A 19,354-nucleotide genomic window follows, 5' to 3' on the forward strand; every position below is an offset into this window, starting at 1 on the left:
CCGCCAGAACCCACCACCACCCATTCCATGAAACTCCACATCGTTCCTGCCCAGACCGGATTCACCTGGGTCAAGCTGGGCATCCAGGCCTTCCGGCGCCAGCCGCTGGCCCTGGCAGCGCTGTTCTTTCTCTCTTTTGTGGCCATGTCGCTGCTGGCCAGCGTGCCCGTGCTGGGCAATATCGCCTCGCTGGTGCTGCTGCCCTCCGTCACGCTGGCAATGATGGTGGCCACGGGCGAGTCGATCCAGGGGCACACACCCACCCCGGCCCTGCTGCTGGTCACATTCCGCAAAGGCCGCCAGCACCTGCGCCACATGCTGCTGCTGGGTGCGCTGTATGCCGCAGGCTTTCTGGGCATCATGGCCCTTTCTGCCCTGGTGGACGGCGGGCGCTTCGCCCAGGTCTACATGGACGGCACGCCCGTGACGGCACAAATGGCGTCCGACCCCAGCTTCCAGAAAGCCATGTGGACCGCCACCGTGCTGTCGCTGCCCCTGTCGCTGCTGTTCTGGCACGCGCCCGGCCTGGTGCACTGGCATGGTGTGCCGCCGGTGAAGGCCCTGTTCTTCAGCCTGATGGCCTGCGTGCGCAACGTGGGGGCGTGCCTGGTGTTCTTGTTCAGCTGGCTGGGCATTGGCGTGCTGGGCGCGCTGGTGATCAGCATCATCTCGCTGCTGCTGGGCCTGGGGGGTGAAGGCGTGGGCAGTCTGCTGATGGGCGCTGCCATGATGATGGCGACGATGATCCTGAGCTGCGCGGTATTCATCTTCCGGGATTGCTTTGAGCCGCCCGAGAGCCTGCTGCACCCTGACACCACCCCGCCCACGCCACCAACGGCTGGGCTGAACTGAAAACGAACTGCGCTGGCACCGACATCGCAGCCTTCGGCAAGTGCAGGCGGCAGGCTGGCTGCGCAGGCCTAGCTGCACAGAAATATCACCGGCGTGCCCCGTTTCGCCAGCTCACGTTGCCCACAGTTCTTACGGAGCACTCCAGCACCAGCAGCCAGTGCATCTGCGGTAGTTTGAGGGGCGAAAGGCACCGACCTTGGTATCAGGCGAAATTTGTTATCCCCCTCAAGGCGGCTTGCCAGGGTACCGCGTGTGCATACGCGCTGCCATGAACGGCCCATACCTTTCACGCAAACGTCACAAAAGCATCAACGAACTGTCACAACAAATTTCTAGCAACGCGGGCTGGTGATCATGACCACCGACCGCAGTGCCTGGCCCACTGGGTCCGATGTGGCGTGGTCTGCAGCAACGCAATACCCCACTGGAAATATCAAGACATGTCCCAATCCTCGCTGACCACCCGCCGCAAAGCACTGCAATTTCTGGCAGGGGTTCCCATGCTCCCTCTGGGCGCAACGGCTGCCACCTCCTTTTTGACAGCCTGCGGCGGTGGTGACGACGGCACCACTGCCAGCTTCGTTTCCGCCAGCTTTACTTCGATGGCAGCCCCCACCCTGGCCAACGCCGCTGCCATGGCCACCACCACCGTGGGCTCCACGCTCAACATCAAGCTCAGCGACGACTCGGTACGCTCGTACCAGCTGGCTTACCAGCCGTTCTTCGTGACGGGCGACATGGTGTCCGACGGCAAGGGCGGCACCATCCTGTCGGGTGGCTACTACGACATCAACAACAAGCCCATCATCGACGCCACGGTGGCTGGCAAGGAACGCCAGTACTTCTCGGACTCGCCCGACGGCACCTCGCTGCTGACCGTGGCCAACCCCACCGTGACCGGCCTCAAGGGCAAGGCCGTGTTTGCCGTGGTGCAGTTTGAATACACCACCTGGGCACAAGACGGCAAGACCGACATGTACGGCAAGCTGCCCTCGCCCATTGCCGTGCTGACGCTGGACCAGGACCAGACCACCGGCAAGCTGAGCCTGGTGAAGTACCACAACGTGGACACCTCCAAGGTGCACGGCCTGTGGATCACCTGCGGCGCGAGCCTGTCGCCCTGGGGCACCCACCTGTCGAGCGAAGAATACGAACCCGATGCGTTCAGCATCGCCAGCAACGCCATGTTCAAGGCTTACAGCAAGAACCTGCTTGGCGACGAAACCAAGGCCAACCCCTACCACTACGGACACATGCCCGAGGTGACGGTGAACCCTGACGGCACCGCCAGCATCAAGAAGCACTTCTGCATGGGCCGCATCTCGCATGAACTGGTGCAGGTAATGCCTGACAACCGCACGGCGCTGATGGGCGACGACGCCACCAACAGCGGCTACTTCGTGTTCGTGGCCGACAAGGAAAAAGACCTGTCGTCCGGCACTCTGTACGTGGCCAAGGTGGGCAGCGGCTTCTCCATCGACCCCAAGGTGGGCACGGCCGCGCCCCTCACCTGGATCAAGATGGGCTCGGCCACCAGCGCCGAGATCGAGAACCTGGCCAACACGCTCAAGCCCACGGACATCATGACCGTGAAGACCACCGACCCAGCCGATGCCAGCTACACCAAGATCGTGGCCAACGGCAAGACCGAGTGGATCAAGCTGAACCCTGGCATGGAAAAGGCCGCTGCCTTCCTGGAAACCCACCGCTACGCCGCCTACCTCGGCGCCAGCCTGGGCTTCACCAAGATGGAAGGCACCACGGTCAACGCCAAGGACAAGATTGCCTACTCTGCGCTGCAGAACGTCCAGTCGTCCATGGTGGCAGGCAATGCCGCCAACGTGCCGGGCAACGGCATCTCGGTGCCCAAGCAACTGGTGGCCGGCGCCGTGATGGCGCTGAACCTCAAGGGTGGCCAGAAGGACACCGCCGGCGGCACCATCAACAGCGAATGGATGCCCGTGGACACCAAGGTGCTGCTGGCCGGTGAGGACATCACCGCCGACGCCCTGGGCAACACCGCCAACCCCAACAACATCGCCAACCCGGACAACCTCAAGTTCTCCGAAAAGATGCGCACCCTGTTCATCGGCGAAGACAGCAGCCAGCACGTCAACAACTTCCTGTGGGCCTACAACGTGGACACCAAGCAGCTGTCGCGCGTGATGTCGATCCCCTCGGGCAGCGAGTCCACCGGCCTGCACGCCGTGGACGAAATCAATGGCTGGACCTACATCATGAGTAACTTCCAGCACGCGGGTGACTGGGGCAGCATCCATAACGTCGTCAAAGACACGCTGGACCCGATGATCCGCGCCAACTACAAGAACAAGTCGGGTGCGGCCGTAGGCTACATCACCGGCACCCCCAGCCAGATGAAAATGGTCTGAAGCTCAGGACTTGCCCCGACCCAAGGGGCACGCCAAAAGGCGCAACAAAAAGCCAGCCGGTCTGCATAGCCCTGCTGGCTTTTTTACTGGCGTACATGGCATCACCATACCCAGCACCCACAGCCGCACCGCCTTCCGCTTTGGCTCGTATGCCGCGCGTACCTTCTTGCTACCCCTCGCCCCGAGCACACTTGGGGCAGCCCCATCAGCACAAAACCTTTCATCAAAGCCACGCCGGACATGGCGCTACTTGGGTCGATGGCCTGCCGTGGCCGCAGCCTCTCGTCCGTGCGATTGGTTGGTGCACTGATATCCAGCCCACACCACACTGGCGTTGGCAAGCGGCAGATCACCGCTAGCCGGATCACACTTTCAACGGCCAAGTACTGACCGATTTGAGGGGGCTGGTGGGCATGGATGGTGAACGCCTCCACTACGACCCCGCTGCGCGTAGCGCATGAAGGCAAGCTGCAAGCGGCCCGCGTGGACAACCACTGGGTGTGGATGCAGGGGTTTTGAGCAAAAAAGGCTTCTAGCGCTTATTCAGTAAGCGCAAGCAGCTATATTTTTAATAGCATAAAATCTTCAGGCAGCCTGTACTGGCGGCTGCCGCACTGCTTGCACCAAGTCGTGCACAAACCGCAGTTTGACCATGGCCCCGGCAGACAGGGCAAAGGGGTAGGCATCGCTCTGGCCCAGGCTGCGGTTCAGGCTATTGAGCAGCAAGGTGACTGGCACCCACTGACCCACCATGTCATCAAAACTGGGGGCGGGGCTGCCAAAGGGGTCTGACACGGTGTGGCGCATGGCGGGCCGGGCGCCAGATGGCGGCGTGGGCACCGTCACGCCCAGCTGGTAGCTGGCAGCCGTCTCCAGCAAATCCACCATATGCAGGTAATGGGCCCAGGTTTCGGCCCAGTCTTCCCAGGGGTGGGCAGAGGCATAGGCGCTGACATGCCGCTCAGCCCACGGCCCCACATCCCCCCCCTTGGCGTAATGCGCCTGCAGCGCCGCGGCATAGTCAGCGCGCTCGTCGCCAAACACGCGGCGGAACTCCTCCAGGCGGGCACCGCCTTGCACCAGCTGGTCCCAATAGAAATGGCCTGACTCATGCCGCAGATGGCCGATGAGGGTGCGGTAGGGCTCGCCCAGCGCGATGCGGCGGCGGGCGCGCTCGTCGTCGTCGGCCTCGGCCACATTCAGGGTGATGGTGCCGCCCTGGTGCCCCGTCAGCACCTGCGGGCCACCCGGCCAGTCGGCCAGGAACTCAAACACCGGCCCTGCTCTGCCCGGCACGGGCTCCAGCCCCAACCGGGCCAGGGTGTAGAACAACTGCCGCTTGGCAGACTCCACCTGTTGCCAGCGCCCCAGGTTGGCGGGCTCGGACAAATCCGGCAACACCCTGGTCTGGCGGCAGGACACGCACAGCGGCGAATAGTCATTCGCAGGCACTGCAAAGTTGCAGGCCCCGTAGGCCGCGCGGTTGGAGCACATGCGATAGAGCTTGCCTGTGGGAGCACTGCCACCCCGCTCGCCCATGCGGCGCCACAGCCCAGCCCCGTCCTGCGGCGCAGGCGCCAGCGTGGCCATGGTGAGCTGGTCAGGCGCAAAAGCCAGCGTATTGCCGCAATGCAGGCATTGCACGCTGTCAAAAAAAACCAGATGACCGCAGTGGTCGCAATTGAAGACGCGCATGAGACAGAGCTTACCCCTTGCGGAGCGCAGGCGGGGGTGGACCCCAAAAACAAAACCTCCGGCTGCTGGGCAGGCGGAGGTTTGGGTTTGCGAGAGCTGGGGCGTGATGGTGGGCTGTCCACCCGTCACACCCCGCTCGTCAAGACATCAGGGGCGCACCACAATGCTGTTGCGCACTTCACGCACATGCTTGGTGTTGCGTGCAATGTTTTCAGCCTGGTTCTTTTCGGCTTGCGACTTGGCAAAGCCCGACAACTGAACCGTGCCGTTCAAGGTTTCCACGCTGATGGCGGTGGCAGAGACTGTCTTATCTTCAGCCATTTTCGCCTTCACGGCGGTGGTGATACCGGCGTCGTCCATATAGGCGCCGACGGTTTGCTGTTCGCGGGCCACCGAGCAGCCAGTGGCTGTCAGGATGGTGGCGCCAGCCATCGCGGCAAAAGCAAGTGCACGTGCGTATTTCATGGTATTTCCTTCTTTAAAGTGAGTCGAACGCGGGTGCTGGCAAAAAAATCAATCCCGGGCACCATGGCACCCTCCGCAACCACGGGACTGAGACGAATCCGAACGATCGCTAAACCGCCGAATCCTGGGGGAACCTGTGTCAGCGAGCTGACGGGCGGCGCGAGAGCCACAGTGCCAGGGCACCGATGGCTGCGCCCGAGGCCACCGCAATGGCCATCGACTTGGCAGGCTGCTGGGCCACGTAGCGAGTAGTGGCTTCAGACACCTCGTGCAACTGGCGACGAGCGCGGTCGCTGGCCTGGGCGCAGCGGTCAATGCTGCGTGTGGCGATGTCCTGGGCCCGTGCGGCCAGGTCCTGAATGACGGGGCTGGCATCGGCGCGCAGTTGGCGCACGCCACCTTCGGCGGCATCAAACAACTGGTCGGCCTTGTCGTGCGTTGCTTTCACAGCCTCTTCCGCGCTTTGCAGCACGTTGTCCGACAGGTTGCGAAGCTTGGTGGGGGCGGTGTCTGTCATGTTTTCTTTACTCATGGATCACTCCTGTTTTGAGATGGGTACAAAGGGCGAGAGGCGCAGACCACTCAGGTGACTAAGACGTCAACCCCTTTTGAGCAGGCCAACCACGAACGTGACAACTGCCATAACCACAAAGACGAAGAACAAGATCTTGGCGATGCCGACGGCGCCGGCAGCAATGCCACCAAAACCGAAGACTGCGGCGACCAGAGCGATCACCAGAAAAACGACTGCGTAGTGCAACATGACCATCCCCCAAAAATGCGCCGGCGCATTGCCAGCAGTGGGCGACACCTTGGATCGGTGCCAGAAAGGTCGTTTTGCAGTTCACTGCGCACAAGGAACAGAGCGGGTTGCCAGGTGCCTGAAATACGCAGAGAGCTATGAAACGACTCGCTGGACTTCACTGTAAGCAAGCACGGCAACCGGCGGTGACGGTGGCAGGCGCGCAGGCGTGTCGGCTCCTGCACACCTGCGCTGTAGGACAGCGCCTGCCCCTGCTCATACGGGGACTGTCTGCACCTGGCGCTACGCACGGCAGGCTGGGCAATCCAGGCAGGAAGCTCCCCCTAACGACCGCAGCGAACGAACAAAAACAGCTTCAAAGTGGATACCCGCCTCTGCGCTGTGGTCTGTCGCGGCCACGGCCTGGAGGGTGTTAGCGCAGCAGGGGCAACACCGCCGAAAGCAAGGTGCCCTTGCCGGGGCTGGAGTGCACACTCAGGCGCCCCCCTGCCGCCTCTACCCGGTGCCGCATGCCCGCCAGGCCGTGCGAAGACACTTGCACGCCGGCTGGGTCAAAGCCCGCACCGTCATCGTGCACCTGTACCGCCACGTGGTTGGGATGTGCGTGCACAGACACCAGCACCTTGTGCGCGTTGGCGTACTTGCCGATGTTGGTCAGTGCCTCTTGCACCATGCGGTACACCGTGAGCTGCGTGGCGCTGGGTAAGTCAACCGTCTCCAGGTTGGTCTCCACCTCGATACCGGCATGCTGTGCAAACTCGCGGGTGAGAATCTCGAGCGCAGCCGTAAGCCCCAGGTGCGACAAGGAGGAAGGTCGCAAGTCCTCGATGATGCGCCGCTTGAGGGCGATGCCGCTGTTGAGCGTGTCGGTGAGGTGCTTGAGGCGCTCTGTCACATCCGGCGCATTCACATCCAGCTTGGATTTCAACCGCGCCACATCCAGCTTGGCGGCGGTGAGCAGTGCACCCAGTTCGTCGTGCAGCTCGCGGGCCAGGTGGCCGCGCTCGTCTTCCCGCACTTGCTGCAAGTGGCTTGCCAGCTCCGACAGGGACGCCGTGCGCTCGCGCACCAGGCCTTCCAGGCGGTCGCGCTCGTGCTCAAGCAAGGCCTGTTCGCGCTGGCTCACCACCTGCAGGGCGTTGGCCTGGCGCAGGTACATGAAGAACGCCAGCAGGCCAATCGCCGTGACCACGGCAATGCCAATGCGCGAGAGCATGAGCGACTGCACGATTTGCGCCTGGCCGATCTGGATCTTGGCCGTGGCGCGCTCGATGAGCGCATGGGCGTGCTTGCGGATTTCATCCATGTTCTCCCGCCCCATGTCGGTGTGCAGGATGAACTTCCAGGCGTCTTCATTGCCCTGCCTGCGCAATCGCAGGCTCAACTCCATCTCTGCGAGCTTGCGCGAGATCTGGCGCGACAGCAGTGCCACCATCAGCATGTCCTCCTTAGAGTCCACAAACTGGTTGCGCAAGGTGTCCATGTGGCTTTGCAGCGCGGTCATGGCTTTGTCGTAGGGCTGCAGGTAGATGTCGTTGCCCGTCAGCAGGTAACCGCGCTGGCCGGTCTCGGCATCGAGCATGCTCTGCAGCAGGCTGTTGACCGTACCGCGGGTGGCCTGCCACTGGCTCATCTGGCGCACCGCGTCTTGCGAGCGCATGTGCCCGACTTCGTTGATGCCCACCAAAACCAAGGCGGCCAGCAGAGCCATGGGCAGGCTCAGCGCCATGCGACGAACTTTTGGTAACCACGGCCGCAAAGATGCTTGTAGGTTCATAGTTTGGAATCAGGATAAAGTTTGGCGCTTGCGGTGTTGGATGCAATGCATCAGCAACACCCGAACGCGGTTTATCTACAACTCATTGAGGGCTGCATGCGCACCCTCCCGAAGGAAAACACAATGATCAAAATCGGCATAGTGGATGACCACGCTATTGTTCGCTCCGGCTTGCGCCAGTTTCTGTCAGAGCATGTCGATTTACGCGTAGAAGGCGAAGCCTCGAATGGCCGCGAGGCGATTGATCTGGTGCGCAATCACGAAATCGACGTACTGCTGATGGACCTTTCGATGCCCGGCCAAAGTGGTCTGGATGCCTTGGCCATGCTGCGTGCCAAGGCACCCGACATGGGCATTCTGATTTTGAGCGGCTACCCCGAAGAGCATTACGCCATCAATCTGATTCGCCAGGGGGCCAGTGGTTATCTCAACAAGGAATGCGAGCCCTCCGAAATAGTTGAAGCCATCCGTGTGATCGCGCTGGGCAAGCGTTACCTCACCCCCACCGTTGCCGAGCTGCTCGCCCAGCAACTCAACCGCAAAGACGATGCACCCCCACACGAGCAGTTGTCCGAGCGCGAGTTCCAGGTGTTCCTGAAGCTGGCCAAAGGCGAGACCGCAGGCGACATCGCCAAGGACCTTTCACTGAGCGTGAAAACCGTGAGCACCTACCGCACGCGTCTCATGGAAAAAATGGGCCTATCTTCCAACAGCGATCTGACGTACTACGCGCTCAAGAACCAGCTCATCGACTGATATGGTGTGCACCCTCCTGGCCAGTGCGAACGCCGCCAGGAGGCGTTCAACCCTGCAAAATTTTCAATCTGTATGGAGTGAGTGAGAGACGATGGGAGCACTGCAATGGTGCTGGCTCACCCAACGAGAGACAGGCGCCGTGCCGCCTAATCAGCCCCGGCTGTGCGCCACGCAGTAGTCCACAAGCGCATCGATTTCATTAGATTTGTCAAAGACGGCGTCTACCCCGAGTTGCGCGCAACGCATGCGTATATCGGGGGTGGCGTAGTTGCTGAGGACGACCATTTTCTGCCCGGGGCTGCGCTCGCGGCATGCCTCCAGCACCCCCAGGCCACTGCCTTGACGCAGGAAAAGATCAACGATGGCCAAGTCCCACTGACCGGCGCGCTCCTTGAGCCAGACCTTGCCTTCGTCTTCTGTTTCAGCGAACCCCACCGGCTCTACCGACGCCAACTCTTCCAGAGTCCCGATCAGGTTTTCTCTGATGGTTGCGTTGTCTTCAACAATGTAAGTGCGGAGTTTCACAGCCTGATCCAAGAGTCCGGCCAGAACCCATACGCCATGGCCGAAGACGTACTTTAAGCCGGATGTTTTTATCGTTCTGCCAGCCAGCACTCGCTGGTTGCGTAGGACTTCTCCTACTGTTTGCCACAGACAACGCAGGCGGGATCGCGTGGCACTTTCATCGTATTCCACTCCATGGTGCGGCCATCGAGCATAAGCAGGCGCCCGGTAATGGCTGGCGCGGCGCCAGAGATGAGCTTCAAGGCTTCGGCTGCCTGCATGGCGCCGATGACACCGACCAGCGGGGCGAAGACACCCATGGTGGAGCACTGCACTTCCTCAAACTCGGCCTCGGGCGTGAACATGCAGGCATAGCAGGGCGACGCAGGATCACGCGGATCAAACACCATCACCTGCCCATCAAAGCGGATGACGGCACCGGCCACCAAAGGTTTGCCGTGGCGAATACAGGCAGCATTGACGGCGTGGCGCGTAGCGTAGTTGTCGCTGCAATCCAGAACCACCGTCGCCTGGGGCACCCACTCATCGAGCAAGGCGGTGTCTGCGCGCTGCTGCAAGCAGGTGACCTCCACGCCGGGGTTGATGGCACGCACCGCCTGCGCGGCAGATTCCACCTTGGGCTGCCCCACGCGGTCGGTGGTGTGTGCCACTTGCCGCTGCAAGTTGGTGAGGTCCACCACATCGTGATCCACCAGCGTGATCCGCCCGACGCCCGCCGAGCCCAGGTACAGCGCCACGGGTGACCCCAGCCCCCCGGCGCCAATCACCAGTGCATGCGAGGCCAAGACCCGCTCTTGCCCTTCAATGCCTACTTCATCGAGCAGGATGTGGCGCGAATAGCGCAGCAACTGTTCATCGTTCATCGTTCTCTCATCCACCACGTTAAAAAGGCCGGGCTCCTTGCGGGAGCCCGGCCTTGTTCGCACAGAAAACCAAGCAGGGCTCAGTTTTCCTTCTTTTCTTCCTTGCGCTCGGTTTGCGTCTTGCTCACCAGCACCGCCCGACCCTTGAGCTTGTTGAGCGCCTGGGTCAGCTGGAAATCCTTGTCGGTACCAAACTCAGGCAACTTGCGCTCGGCCGCAGGCTTCTTGGCTTCTTCTTCCAGGCGCTTGCGGGCTTCTTCACGGGCCTTTTCACGGGCCTCGTCTTTTTGCTCTTCGCCCTGGCCGCTGCCCAGGTGTTTGTCCAGATCAGCCTCGCGCATACGCAGCGCGGCAAACACGTTGCCCTCTTCAGACTCGTCGATCATCACATCAGGCACGATACCCTTGGCCTGGATGGACTTGCCGCTGGGGGTGTAGTAGCGGGCGGTGGTCAGCTTGATGCCTGTATCGGGCCCCAAGGGCCGTACGGTTTGCACTGACCCCTTACCAAAGGTCTGGCTGCCCATGATGGTGGCGCGCTTGTGGTCTTGCAAGGCGCCGGCCACGATTTCGCTGGCCGATGCAGAGCCTTCGTTCACCAGCACCACCAGAGGTACGGTTTTGAGGGCCGCAGGCAACCGGCGCAGCGGGTCGCTGCCGTTGCGGCGCATGTAAAACTCGGGTGATGCCTTGTAGGTGGCCTTGCTTTCGGCCAGCTGGCCGTTGGTGCTGACCACGGTCACGTTCTCGGGCAGGAAGGCTGCCGAAATCGCGACGGCTGCATCCAGCAAGCCACCGGGGTCGTTGCGCAGGTCCAGCACCAAGCCCTTGAGATTGGGTTCCTGCTTGTAGACGTCTTCCACCTTGCGCACGAAGTCTTCCACCGTCCGCTCCTGGAACTGCGATAGGCGAATCCAGGCATATCCGGGCTCCATGACCTTGCCCTTGACGGACTGGGTCTTGATTTCCTCGCGGACGATGGTGACAGGGAACGAGCGGTTTTCGTCCTTGCGGAAGATGGTGAGGGTGACCTTGGTGTTGGGCTCACCGCGCATGCGCTTGACGGAGTCGCTCAGCGACAGGCCCTTGACGGCGGTCTCGTCAATCTTGGTGATCAGGTCGTTGGTCTTGAGCCCGGCGCGAAACGCGGGCGAACCTTCGATGGGCGAGACGATCTTGATCAGTCCATCTTCCTGGGTGATTTCAATGCCCACGCCCACAAATCGGCCCGTGGTGCCTTCGCGGAATTCCTTGAAAGACTTCTTGTCGAAATACTGGGAATGCGGGTCGAGGCTGGAAACCATGCCAGAGATGGCATCGGTGATGAGCTTTTTGTCATCCACCGGCTCCACGTAGTCTGTCTTGACCAGACCGAACACTGCTGACAGCTGCTGGATTTCCTCCAGCGGCAGCGGTGTCATCGCCCCGCGCGCAACGGTTTGCAAAGACACCGTGGTGAGCGCACCGGCCACCACACCAACCGACACCCAGCCCGCAATTTTGAGTTTCTGGCCCATACAACACCTTTAACCGATTCAATATACACCTTGGAAGGGCCGCGCCCGCTGCAGTTCCGCGCGGGCGCTCACTTTCGCAGAATCTGGAGGGTTTTCCCAGCAGATTTACACCGTCTTTACGCTGTTCCCTGCGAAGCCACTGCGGCGGCGGCCTTGGCAGCCGCTTCAGCGTCGCCCAGATAGTAGTGGCGGATGGGCTTGAGGTTGTCGTCCAGCTCGTAAACCAGCGGAATCCCGTTGGGAATGTTCAGGCCCACGATGTCGTTGTCGGAGATGTTGTCCAGGTACTTGACCAGCGCCCGGATGGAGTTGCCGTGCGCAGCCACCACCACGCGCTTGCCCGAACGGATGGCGGGCGCCATGGACTCGTTCCAGAACGGCAGCACGCGGGCTACGGTGTCTTTCAGGCACTCGGTCAGGGGCACGTTCTCGGCCGCCACACCGGCGTAGCGGCGGTCGCCGCGCTCGCTGCGGGGGTCGGTGGCTTCCAGCGCAGGCGGGGGGGTGTCGTAGCTGCGGCGCCATACCAGCACCTGCTCGTCGCCATACTGCTTGGCCATGTCGGCTTTGTTCAGGCCCTGCAGCGCGCCATAGTGGCGCTCGTTCAGGCGCCAGTCCTTGACCACGGGCAGCCAGGTGCAATCCATCTCGTCCAGGGCGTACCACAGGGTGTGGATGGCGCGCTTGAGCACGCTGGTGAAGGCCAAGTCGAACTCGTAGCCCTCGGCCTTGAGCAGCTTGCCGGCCGACATGGCCTGGGAAACACCGGTGGGCGTCAGGTCCACATCGGTCCATCCAGTAAAGCGGTTTTCAAGGTTCCAGGTGGATTCGCCGTGGCGGATCAGAACGAGTTTGTGCATGGTTTCCCTAGAAAGAGCGGGTCAAAACCTTACATTCTAAAATTGCTGTGTTCGCCAACCCAAGGAATCTTCGTGAAATTCATCATCGACAACTGGTATTTGCTCGTCGTGGCCCTCGCATCGGGCAGCATGCTGCTGTGGCCGTCGCTGCGCAGCGCAGGTGCTGGCTCGCTCACCCCCAACCGGGCGGTGCAGCTTATCAACCGTGAGAAGGCGGTCGTCATTGACGTGTGCGAAGCCGAAGAGTTCGCCGCTGGCCACGTGGGCGGCGCCAAGAATGTGCCCCTGAGTCAACTCGAAGAGCGTTTGCCCACCCTGGTGAAGAACAAGGCCGTGCCTGTGGTGCTGGTGTGCGCTTCTGGCGCCCGCGCCAACCGCGCCGTGGCCGTGGCCAAAAAGCTGGGCTACGACAAGGCAGAGGCCCTGGCCGGTGGCCTGAAGGCCTGGCGCGAAGCCAGCCTGCCGATTGAAAAAGCCTGACCTTCACCCCTAACGCAGGAGAGCCCCATGCAACCCGTGAAGATGTACACCACCGCCGTCTGCCCCTACTGCGTTCGCGCCAAGCAGATTCTCAAGTCCAAGGGCGTGGAGCAGATCGAAGAAATTCGCGTAGACCTCGACCCTGAGGCCCGCACCCACATGATGGAAATCACCGGCCGCCGCACGGTGCCGCAGATTTTCATCGGCACCACCCATGTGGGTGGCCACGACGACCTGGTGGCCCTGGACGGGCGCGGTGGCCTGATGCCACTGCTGGGTGCCGATTGATTCCGGCCACCCGGCCTGCCAGCGCTGCATAATGCAGTCCATGTGCCCGCTGCGGGAGCTGCTCCCCGGCGGGTTTTGTTTTGCAGCAAGTTTGTTTGAGCAAACGTAAATCGTAAGTAGAGAGACTTTGACCATGGCCGACCAAGACAACACTCCCGTTTTCCAGATCCAGCGCGTGTACCTGAAGGATCTGTCGCTCGAGCAGCCGAACTCCCCCGCCATCCTGCTCGAACAAGAGCAGCCCAGCGTGGACATCCAGCTCGGCGTGGAAGCCGCACCTGTGGCCGATGGCATCTACGAAATCTGCGTCACTGCCACCGTGCAGACCAAGATCAAGGAAAAGACCGTCTTCCTGGTCGAAGCCAAGCAAGCCGGCATTTTTGAAGTGCGCAACATCCCTGAAGACCAGATGGGCGCCATCATGGGCATCGCTTGCCCCCAGATCGTGTACCCCTACCTGCGTGGCAACGTGGCCGACGTGATCAACCGCGCTGGCTTCCCACCCGTGCACCTGGCCGAAATCAACTTCCAGGCCATGTACGAACAGCAGCAACAAGCCGCAGCGGCCGACACCGCTGTGGCCCAGTAAGCTGCACGCATCCTGGCAATTGCATTGGAATGAGGGGCCTTCGGGCCCCTTTTGCTTGATACAAGAGCGTAAGCAGCTATGAAAATCGTAGTACTCGGCGCAGGCGCATGGGGCACGGCCGTGGCCATGAGCGCGGCACAGCACCCGGCGGGCCACCAGGTCACGCTGTGGGCACGCAACCCGGCGCAGGCCAGCGCCATGCAAACGCAATACGAAAACGTGCACTACCTGCCGGGCATGGCCTTGCCGCCCGCCTTGCAGGTGGCCAGCGGCGACCCGGTGGCCGCGTGCCACGCCGCCGACCTGGCCATCGTGGCCACCCCCATGGCTGCGCTGCGCGGCATGTTGAAGGCACTGCAAGGCCTAAGCATGCCCGTGGCCTGGCTGTGCAAGGGCTTTGAATCGTCCGCCGGCGCACAGGCCGCTGACGCAGGCCTGCTGGCCCACGAAGTGTGCGCGCAAGTGGCACCCACCTTGCGCTCGGGCGTGCTCAGCGGCCCCAGCTTTGCGCAGGAAGTAGCCCGCAACCAGCCCACGGCACTCGTCGCCGCAAGCGAACATGCCAGCGTGCGCGAAGCACTGGTCGCCGCCTTCCACAGCCCCAGCGTGCGCGTGTACGCCAACGAAGACATCGTAGGCGTGGAAGTGGGCGGCGCGGTGAAGAACGTGCTGGCGATAGCCACCGGCCTGTGCGATGGGCTGGCGCTGGGTCTGAACGCCCGGGCAGCCCTGATCACCCGCGGCTTGGCCGAGATGACCCGCCTGGGCCTGGCCCTGGGCGCGCGGCCCGATACGTTCATGGGGCTGTCAGGCCTGGGCGACCTGGTGCTGACCGCCACGGGGGACCTTTCGCGCAACCGGCGGGTGGGCATGCTGCTGGCCCAGGGCCACACTCTGGCGCAAGCAGTGGAATCTCTGGGCCATGTGGCCGAAGGGGTCTACTGCGCGCGCACCGTGGCGCAGCGCGCACAAGCGCTGGGGGTGGACATGCCCATCACCCGCGCCGTGGTGGCTTTGCTGGATGGCCGGTTGAGCCCGCCTGAAGCCGTGGCCACGCTGATGGGGCGCGACCCCGCTACCGAGTTTGCGAACCGCGGCTGAACCCCACCCTGCTCCTCGCACACACAAAAAAGCCGCATGGCCTGCGCGAGCAGACGGTGCGGCTTTTTCATTGGGCGGGCCCCTTCGGGGACTGTGCTCAGAACACGCCAAAAAGCATGAGCAAGAGCACGACGGAAAGCGGTACGCCAAGCAACCAAAGAACGATAGGCATGGTGGGTCTCCTGTAAAAAGAACGGTCACTGAAATCAGTGCCTCCACCTTATTCGCCCACCGAGCGCCGCCTTGTGCGCCGGGGCAGCGCCTTCGCGTAGGCGGGTGCCTACCGCGCCGCGATCGTTACAGCCCCAGCTCCAGCGACAGCAACTCCTCCACCGTCTGGCGGCGGCGGATCAGGCGGTGCTCCGCGCCATCCACCAGCACCTCGGCCACCAGCGGGCGGGTGTTGTAGTTGGAGGACATCGAAGCGCCGTAGGCCCCCGTGTCGTGGATCACCAGCAGATCCCCCACCTGCGCCGCAGGCAGGTCGCGCGGCAGCACCACGCCACCGTCGCCCTGGGTGAACACGTCGCCCGATTCACACAGCGGCCCCGCCACCACCGTGGGCTGGCTCGCGCCCTGGCTGCCATCGCGGCGTAGCACGCTCATGGCGTGGAAGCTGCCGTACATCGAGGGGCGCATCAGCTCATTGAAGCCGGTATCGACCAGCACAAAGTGGTTGTTGCCCGCATTCTTGGTGGCACGCACCTCGCCCAGCAGCACGCCCGATTCGGCCACCAGGAAGCGGCCGGGTTCAATCTCCAGCCCCAGCTTGTGGCCCACGATGGCCTCGGCCTGCTGGCGTGCGGTATTCCACAGTCCAAAGTAATGCTGCGTGTCGATGACGGGATCGCCCGCGCGGTACGGGATGGACAGGCCGCCGCCAGCCGAGATGGCATGCAGGTCATGCCCCGCCGCGTGCGCCGTGCGTACCAGCTCCACCATAGCGCCGCACACCTCGGCCAGGTGGCCATAGTCCACGCCCGAGCCAATGTGCATGTGCAGGCCCGCCAGCGTCAGGCCCTGCTCGCGGATGGTCTGCAGTGCCAGCGGCAAATCGGTGTGCCAGATGCCGTGTTTGCTGTGCTCGCCACCCGTGTTGGTCTTGTTGCTGTGGCCGTGGCCAAAGCCGGGGTTGATGCGCAGCCACACCGCATGGCCCTTGGATCGGGGGCCCAACTGGCGCAGCATGTCGATGGAGCCTGCGTTGACAGGAACGCCGTGCTCCACCACGCAGTCGAGCGTGGCCGCGTCGAACAGGTCGGCGGTGAACACAATCTCAGACGGTTCGCCACCGGCCTTGAAGCCCGCTGCCAGCGCACGCAGAATTTCGCCGCGCGAGACGGCATCCACCTTGACGCCCTGCTCGCGCATCAGTTGGAGGATGTGGATGTTGGAGCAGGCCTTTTGCGCAAAGCGCACCGTGTCGAAGTTGGACACCTGCGCAATGCGCTGGCGAATGGTGGCCGCGTCGTACACCCAAAGGGGCGTGCCGAACTGGTCGGCCAGGGACCACAACTGGGCGGGGGTGAAGGGGTTGGACATGGCGAAAACTCCGAAAAACGCTGAAATCTGAAGGACAACGCACCACGCTGGGTGTGCAGTGAATGGGTGCGATCATGCCTGCCCCTATTCATTCAGTCCAATACCAATAATTCCAGAACCCATTCATTGCGGATATGCTTTTCGCATGAACTCCGCCCCCCCACCCACGCCAGCCCATAACGCCACCGATGCGCAGGCCGCCCTGGTATCCCACCGGCACATCGAGGTGTTTCGCGCCGTGATGACGGCGGGCAGCGTGACCAGCGCGGCCGCCTTGCTGCACAGCTCGCAACCCACCGTGAGCCGCGAGCTGGCCCGGCTGGAGCAATTGCTGGGCTACCCGCTGTTTGAACGCCTGCAAGGCCGCCTGCGCCCCAACGCCCGTGCGCTGGCGCTGTGGGACGAGGTGCAGCGATCGTGGCAGGGGCTGGAGCGCGTGGTGGAGCGGGCCGTGGCCCTGGGCCAGTCGCACGAGGCGCAGCTTTCGGTGCTGTGCCTTCCCGCCCTCGCCCACGCCCTGCTGCCCGGTGCCATTGCGCGGATGCTGAAGGCGCAGCCCCAGTTGCGCGTATCCATCACCCCACAAGAATCACCGCTGCTGGAAGAATGGATGAGTGCCCAGCGCTTTGACCTGGGCCTGAGCGAACAGGCCGCCACGCCCCCCGGTGTGCAGGCGGTGCCGCTGCTGACGCTGGACGAGGTGGCCGTGCTGCCCGCCGGGCACGCGCTGGCAGCCCAGGCCGTGCTGCAGGTGCAGGACTTTGCAAACCAGCCGTTTGTGAGCCTGTCTGCCGACGACCCCTACCGCCGCCAGATCGACGCGCGCTTTGCCGAGGCTGGCGTGGCGCGCCAGCTGCACCTGCAAACCCACAGCGCCGTGGCCGTGTGCGCCATGGTGCAGCAAGGCCTGGGGCTGGCCATCGTCAACCCGCTCACGGCGCTGGCCATGGCGGGGTCGGGGCTGGTGGTGCGCAGGCTGGGGTTTTCCGTGCCGTTCAGCATCAACGCTTTGCTGCCGCTGTACCGCCCAGCCTTGCCCGAAGCGCAGCCGCTGCTGCAGTCCCTAGAGGCCCAAGCGCAGGAAGTGACCGCCGCACTGCAGCGTTTGCTGAGCCAGCCTGCGAATTGACGCGCCGAAAATTTTTAACAAAAAGTGCTTCTAGCGCTTATTGAGAAAGCGCAAGCAGCTACTATTTTGATAGCAAACTTATTCCTGGACGCACAGGGCCCAATGCCCCATCCACGCTGTTCGCAGACATAAAAAAACCGGCCTCCAGGGCCGGTGTGTGCAGGCAGCGCGGGACACCCCGCGCAGGGATCAGTACCGGCCGCCGCCGTAGCCGCCATTGCCGTAGCCCACATCGGCACGCTTGCTGGCAGTGAAACCGCCAGCGTTGTAACCGCCAGCGCCGCCACCGGCTTCACGGGGGCGGGCCAGGTTCACCACAATCGTGCGGCCATCTACGGACATGCCGTGCAGCGCATCAATGGCGGCCTGGGCGACCTCTGCGGAAGCCATTTCCACAAAGCCAAAGCCCTTGGAACGGCCGGTTTCGCGGTCTGTCATGACCTTGGCAGAAGAAACGCCGCCGAATTCGGCGAAGTTGCTTTGCAGGCTGGAATCGGTCACAGAGTAAGGCAGGTTGCCCACATAAATTTTGGTGCTCATGGAAATGTCTTTCTATGGAGAAGCGCGCAACGAAGGGCACGCAGGGAAGAAATGGGATGCGAATCGGGGACTGCGCTGCGATGGCCCGGCAGGCACGCAGCGAAGGGGCTGGTCAGCACACGGGTGGGCGGGACATGCACGCCTGCAACCAACCCTGGGTGACGGCAAACAGCCGGGCGATTTCGGGGGAGGCAAAGGTCTTGTCAAAGCGAAACACGCGGCAATAACCACCGTTGCTTTGGGAGCGCTGGACGGAGAACGAGGCGCGGAAGCGGCCGCAATCGGTCGGGTGTGTCGCGGGCGAAACGACGTACTGGCCCATGGAGATGGCTGTCTTGGAAATTGGGTGCATTCAGGGGAAACGCAAGCCCGGGCCGGGTTGCGTGAGCATCAAGGGATCACAGCTGGCTGCAGCTCTACAGTCCAACTGGGCGACAAGGATGTCGCAAAAGGCGGCCAGTGCGGGCGGCTGAAACCACCGGGCTGGCGTTGCAAGAACTGCGCGGAACCCGCGCAACGTCACTGCAATGGGGTGGAGTATATGGCTGTAAACATAAAAAGTCCAGCCAATATTCTCTAAAGTTTTAAAACGCCGTCCTCCCGCCCGTGCGGCGCGGCGTGCACCACCCGACTCAGCGGCCGCCGGTGATGCGCGGGGCACACTCACCCTGCGGCCATTCCCTGGACTTTGGCAGCCAGGCGCTGCTGCACGGCGGGCGAGACGAATTTGTCCACCTCGCCGCCCAATACGGCGATTTCGCGCACAAAGGTGCTGCTGATGAACTGGTACTTGTCGCTGGGGGTGAGGAAGACGGTTTCCACCTCGGGCATCAGGCTGCGGTTCATGCCGGCGAGCTGGAACTCGTAGTCAAAGTCGGTCACGGCACGCAAGCCGCGCACCATGGCCTTGCCACCACGCGCCACCACAAAGTCACGCAGCAAACCCGAAAAGCTCTCAACCTGCACCTGCGGATATTGGCGCGTAGCCTCGCGCACCATCTCGATGCGCTCTTCCAGGCTGAACAGGGTTTTCTTGTGGTGGCCCGCGGCCACGGCCACGATGACCTGGCCGAACAATTGGGTGGCTCTGCGCACCACGTCTTCATGGCCCAGGGTGATGGGGTCGAAGGTTCCGGGGTACACGGCGAGAACGTTGTTGGCCATGGCGGGTTGTCTCCTGTCTGGCGAAATGGGGCGTTGGCCGGGCATTCCCGGCCGCTGG

Annotated in this window: 21 protein-coding genes; 8 read left to right on the forward strand and 13 right to left on the reverse strand. The window is 62.7% G+C overall.

The features are described 5' to 3' along the window. The first annotated feature begins 27 nt into the window (after nucleotides 1–27). Entirely contained in the window at nucleotides 28–852 is an 825-nt protein-coding gene (locus PQV96_RS15305) for a BPSS1780 family membrane protein (RefSeq protein ID WP_273623439.1), read from the forward strand. A gap of 440 nt (nucleotides 853–1,292) precedes the next feature. Beyond that, nucleotides 1,293–3,242, forward strand: a complete 1,950-nt coding sequence (locus PQV96_RS15310) for a PhoX family protein (RefSeq protein ID WP_142083707.1) — start codon at nucleotides 1,293–1,295, stop codon at nucleotides 3,240–3,242. A 585-nt stretch (nucleotides 3,243–3,827) separates the two neighbouring features. On the opposite strand, the gene PQV96_RS15315 is transcribed toward PQV96_RS15310, so the two are convergent. From PQV96_RS15315 to PQV96_RS15335, 5 genes are all read right to left on the reverse strand, one after another. Continuing rightward, nucleotides 3,828–4,937, reverse strand: coding sequence for a zinc-binding metallopeptidase family protein (locus PQV96_RS15315; RefSeq protein ID WP_273623444.1), 1,110 nt, complete (start codon nucleotides 4,935–4,937; stop codon nucleotides 3,828–3,830). Between the two features lie 147 nt (nucleotides 4,938–5,084). Next, nucleotides 5,085–5,402: a BON domain-containing protein gene (locus tag PQV96_RS15320; RefSeq protein ID WP_044399434.1), complete on the reverse strand. Its 318-nt coding sequence runs from the start codon at nucleotides 5,400–5,402 to the stop codon at nucleotides 5,085–5,087. A gap of 139 nt (nucleotides 5,403–5,541) precedes the next feature. Further along, nucleotides 5,542–5,934, reverse strand: a complete 393-nt coding sequence (locus PQV96_RS15325; protein ID WP_066782889.1) for a DUF883 family protein — start codon at nucleotides 5,932–5,934, stop codon at nucleotides 5,542–5,544. Nucleotides 5,935–6,000: 66 nt separating this feature from the next. Next, a complete protein-coding gene (locus PQV96_RS15330) occupies nucleotides 6,001–6,165 on the reverse strand; it encodes a DUF1328 domain-containing protein (RefSeq protein ID WP_044399472.1) in 165 nt (54 codons plus the stop codon). 412 nt (nucleotides 6,166–6,577) lie between these two features. Next, nucleotides 6,578–7,894, reverse strand: a complete 1,317-nt coding sequence (locus PQV96_RS15335; protein ID WP_420482154.1) for a CHASE3 domain-containing protein — start codon at nucleotides 7,892–7,894, stop codon at nucleotides 6,578–6,580. A 171-nt stretch (nucleotides 7,895–8,065) separates the two neighbouring features. On the opposite strand from PQV96_RS15335, the gene PQV96_RS15340 reads away from it, so the two are divergent. Further along, nucleotides 8,066–8,698 (forward strand): response regulator, encoded by a 633-nt coding sequence (locus PQV96_RS15340; protein WP_044399437.1) that lies wholly within the window; start codon nucleotides 8,066–8,068, stop codon nucleotides 8,696–8,698. A 150-nt stretch (nucleotides 8,699–8,848) separates the two neighbouring features. Here the strand turns inward: PQV96_RS15340 and PQV96_RS15345 are convergent, their stop codons facing one another. From PQV96_RS15345 to gpmA, 4 genes are all read right to left on the reverse strand, one after another. After that, complete coding sequence (locus PQV96_RS15345; protein ID WP_066699579.1) at nucleotides 8,849–9,223, reverse strand: response regulator; 375 nt, start codon at nucleotides 9,221–9,223, stop codon at nucleotides 8,849–8,851. Nucleotides 9,224–9,336: 113 nt separating this feature from the next. After that, nucleotides 9,337–10,086: a HesA/MoeB/ThiF family protein gene (locus PQV96_RS15350; RefSeq protein ID WP_273623452.1), complete on the reverse strand. Its 750-nt coding sequence runs from the start codon at nucleotides 10,084–10,086 to the stop codon at nucleotides 9,337–9,339. An 80-nt stretch (nucleotides 10,087–10,166) separates the two neighbouring features. Further along, a complete protein-coding gene (locus PQV96_RS15355) occupies nucleotides 10,167–11,603 on the reverse strand; it encodes a S41 family peptidase (protein ID WP_044399445.1) in 1,437 nt (478 codons plus the stop codon). A 116-nt stretch (nucleotides 11,604–11,719) separates the two neighbouring features. Next, nucleotides 11,720–12,463: a 2,3-diphosphoglycerate-dependent phosphoglycerate mutase gene (gene gpmA, locus PQV96_RS15360; RefSeq protein ID WP_198846922.1), complete on the reverse strand. Its 744-nt coding sequence runs from the start codon at nucleotides 12,461–12,463 to the stop codon at nucleotides 11,720–11,722. 72 nt (nucleotides 12,464–12,535) lie between these two features. Here gpmA and PQV96_RS15365 point away from each other — a divergent pair, with 72 nt between their 5' ends. From PQV96_RS15365 to PQV96_RS15380, 4 genes are all read left to right on the forward strand, one after another. Continuing rightward, the gene (locus PQV96_RS15365) at nucleotides 12,536–12,943 is read left to right on the forward strand and encodes a rhodanese-like domain-containing protein (RefSeq protein ID WP_044399447.1); all 408 of its coding nucleotides are present in this window, start codon (nucleotides 12,536–12,538) and stop codon (nucleotides 12,941–12,943) included. A gap of 27 nt (nucleotides 12,944–12,970) precedes the next feature. Continuing rightward, nucleotides 12,971–13,231 carry a glutaredoxin 3 gene (gene grxC, locus PQV96_RS15370; RefSeq protein WP_066782898.1) on the forward strand — a complete coding sequence of 87 codons (261 nt, stop codon included), beginning with the start codon at nucleotides 12,971–12,973 and terminating at the stop codon, nucleotides 13,229–13,231. 133 nt (nucleotides 13,232–13,364) lie between these two features. After that, nucleotides 13,365–13,820, forward strand: coding sequence for a protein-export chaperone SecB (secB, locus tag PQV96_RS15375; protein WP_066699565.1), 456 nt, complete (start codon nucleotides 13,365–13,367; stop codon nucleotides 13,818–13,820). Between the two features lie 78 nt (nucleotides 13,821–13,898). Continuing rightward, nucleotides 13,899–14,921: an NAD(P)H-dependent glycerol-3-phosphate dehydrogenase gene (locus tag PQV96_RS15380; protein WP_273623457.1), complete on the forward strand. Its 1,023-nt coding sequence runs from the start codon at nucleotides 13,899–13,901 to the stop codon at nucleotides 14,919–14,921. A gap of 297 nt (nucleotides 14,922–15,218) precedes the next feature. Here the strand turns inward: PQV96_RS15380 and lysA are convergent, their stop codons facing one another. Continuing rightward, complete coding sequence (gene lysA, locus PQV96_RS15385; protein ID WP_273623459.1) at nucleotides 15,219–16,463, reverse strand: diaminopimelate decarboxylase; 1,245 nt, start codon at nucleotides 16,461–16,463, stop codon at nucleotides 15,219–15,221. Between the two features lie 145 nt (nucleotides 16,464–16,608). Between lysA and PQV96_RS15390 the strand changes: the two genes are divergently transcribed. Next, nucleotides 16,609–17,592, forward strand: a complete 984-nt coding sequence (locus PQV96_RS15390) for a LysR family transcriptional regulator (protein WP_273623461.1) — start codon at nucleotides 16,609–16,611, stop codon at nucleotides 17,590–17,592. 189 nt (nucleotides 17,593–17,781) lie between these two features. Here the strand turns inward: PQV96_RS15390 and PQV96_RS15395 are convergent, their stop codons facing one another. The 3 genes from PQV96_RS15395 to coaD form a co-directional block, all read right to left on the reverse strand. Further along, nucleotides 17,782–18,132, reverse strand: coding sequence for an RNA recognition motif domain-containing protein (locus tag PQV96_RS15395; protein WP_142083682.1), 351 nt, complete (start codon nucleotides 18,130–18,132; stop codon nucleotides 17,782–17,784). A gap of 112 nt (nucleotides 18,133–18,244) precedes the next feature. After that, nucleotides 18,245–18,484, reverse strand: a complete 240-nt coding sequence (locus tag PQV96_RS15400; RefSeq protein ID WP_370541244.1) for a hypothetical protein — start codon at nucleotides 18,482–18,484, stop codon at nucleotides 18,245–18,247. A 311-nt stretch (nucleotides 18,485–18,795) separates the two neighbouring features. Continuing rightward, nucleotides 18,796–19,296, reverse strand: coding sequence for a pantetheine-phosphate adenylyltransferase (gene coaD / locus PQV96_RS15405; protein ID WP_044398053.1), 501 nt, complete (start codon nucleotides 19,294–19,296; stop codon nucleotides 18,796–18,798). Nucleotides 19,297–19,354 lie beyond the last annotated feature (58 nt).

This window comes from Acidovorax temperans, from assembly GCF_028596105.1.
GTDB lineage: Bacteria > Pseudomonadota > Gammaproteobacteria > Burkholderiales > Burkholderiaceae_C > Acidovorax > Acidovorax temperans.

Coding starts and splice junctions, on each gene's coding strand:
- PQV96_RS15350 (WP_273623452.1), bottom strand. CDS start 10,086: ATGAACGATGAACAGTTGCTGCGCTATTCGCGCCACATCCTGCTCGAT.
- PQV96_RS15330 (WP_044399472.1), bottom strand. CDS start 6,165: ATGTTGCACTACGCAGTCGTTTTTCTGGTGATCGCTCTGGTCGCCGCA.
- secB (WP_066699565.1), top strand. CDS start 13,365: ATGGCCGACCAAGACAACACTCCCGTTTTCCAGATCCAGCGCGTGTAC.
- lysA (WP_273623459.1), bottom strand. CDS start 16,463: ATGTCCAACCCCTTCACCCCCGCCCAGTTGTGGTCCCTGGCCGACCAG.
- PQV96_RS15400 (WP_370541244.1), bottom strand. CDS start 18,484: ATGCACCCAATTTCCAAGACAGCCATCTCCATGGGCCAGTACGTCGTT.
- PQV96_RS15395 (WP_142083682.1), bottom strand. CDS start 18,132: ATGAGCACCAAAATTTATGTGGGCAACCTGCCTTACTCTGTGACCGAT.
- PQV96_RS15340 (WP_044399437.1), top strand. CDS start 8,066: ATGATCAAAATCGGCATAGTGGATGACCACGCTATTGTTCGCTCCGGC.
- PQV96_RS15320 (WP_044399434.1), bottom strand. CDS start 5,402: ATGAAATACGCACGTGCACTTGCTTTTGCCGCGATGGCTGGCGCCACC.
- PQV96_RS15310 (WP_142083707.1), top strand. CDS start 1,293: ATGTCCCAATCCTCGCTGACCACCCGCCGCAAAGCACTGCAATTTCTG.
- PQV96_RS15355 (WP_044399445.1), bottom strand. CDS start 11,603: ATGGGCCAGAAACTCAAAATTGCGGGCTGGGTGTCGGTTGGTGTGGTG.
- PQV96_RS15305 (WP_273623439.1), top strand. CDS start 28: ATGAAACTCCACATCGTTCCTGCCCAGACCGGATTCACCTGGGTCAAG.
- gpmA (WP_198846922.1), bottom strand. CDS start 12,463: ATGCACAAACTCGTTCTGATCCGCCACGGCGAATCCACCTGGAACCTT.
- PQV96_RS15335 (WP_420482154.1), bottom strand. CDS start 7,894: ATGGCGCTGAGCCTGCCCATGGCTCTGCTGGCCGCCTTGGTTTTGGTG.
- PQV96_RS15390 (WP_273623461.1), top strand. CDS start 16,609: ATGAACTCCGCCCCCCCACCCACGCCAGCCCATAACGCCACCGATGCG.
- PQV96_RS15380 (WP_273623457.1), top strand. CDS start 13,899: ATGAAAATCGTAGTACTCGGCGCAGGCGCATGGGGCACGGCCGTGGCC.
- coaD (WP_044398053.1), bottom strand. CDS start 19,296: ATGGCCAACAACGTTCTCGCCGTGTACCCCGGAACCTTCGACCCCATC.
- PQV96_RS15325 (WP_066782889.1), bottom strand. CDS start 5,934: ATGAGTAAAGAAAACATGACAGACACCGCCCCCACCAAGCTTCGCAAC.
- grxC (WP_066782898.1), top strand. CDS start 12,971: ATGCAACCCGTGAAGATGTACACCACCGCCGTCTGCCCCTACTGCGTT.
- PQV96_RS15315 (WP_273623444.1), bottom strand. CDS start 4,937: ATGCGCGTCTTCAATTGCGACCACTGCGGTCATCTGGTTTTTTTTGAC.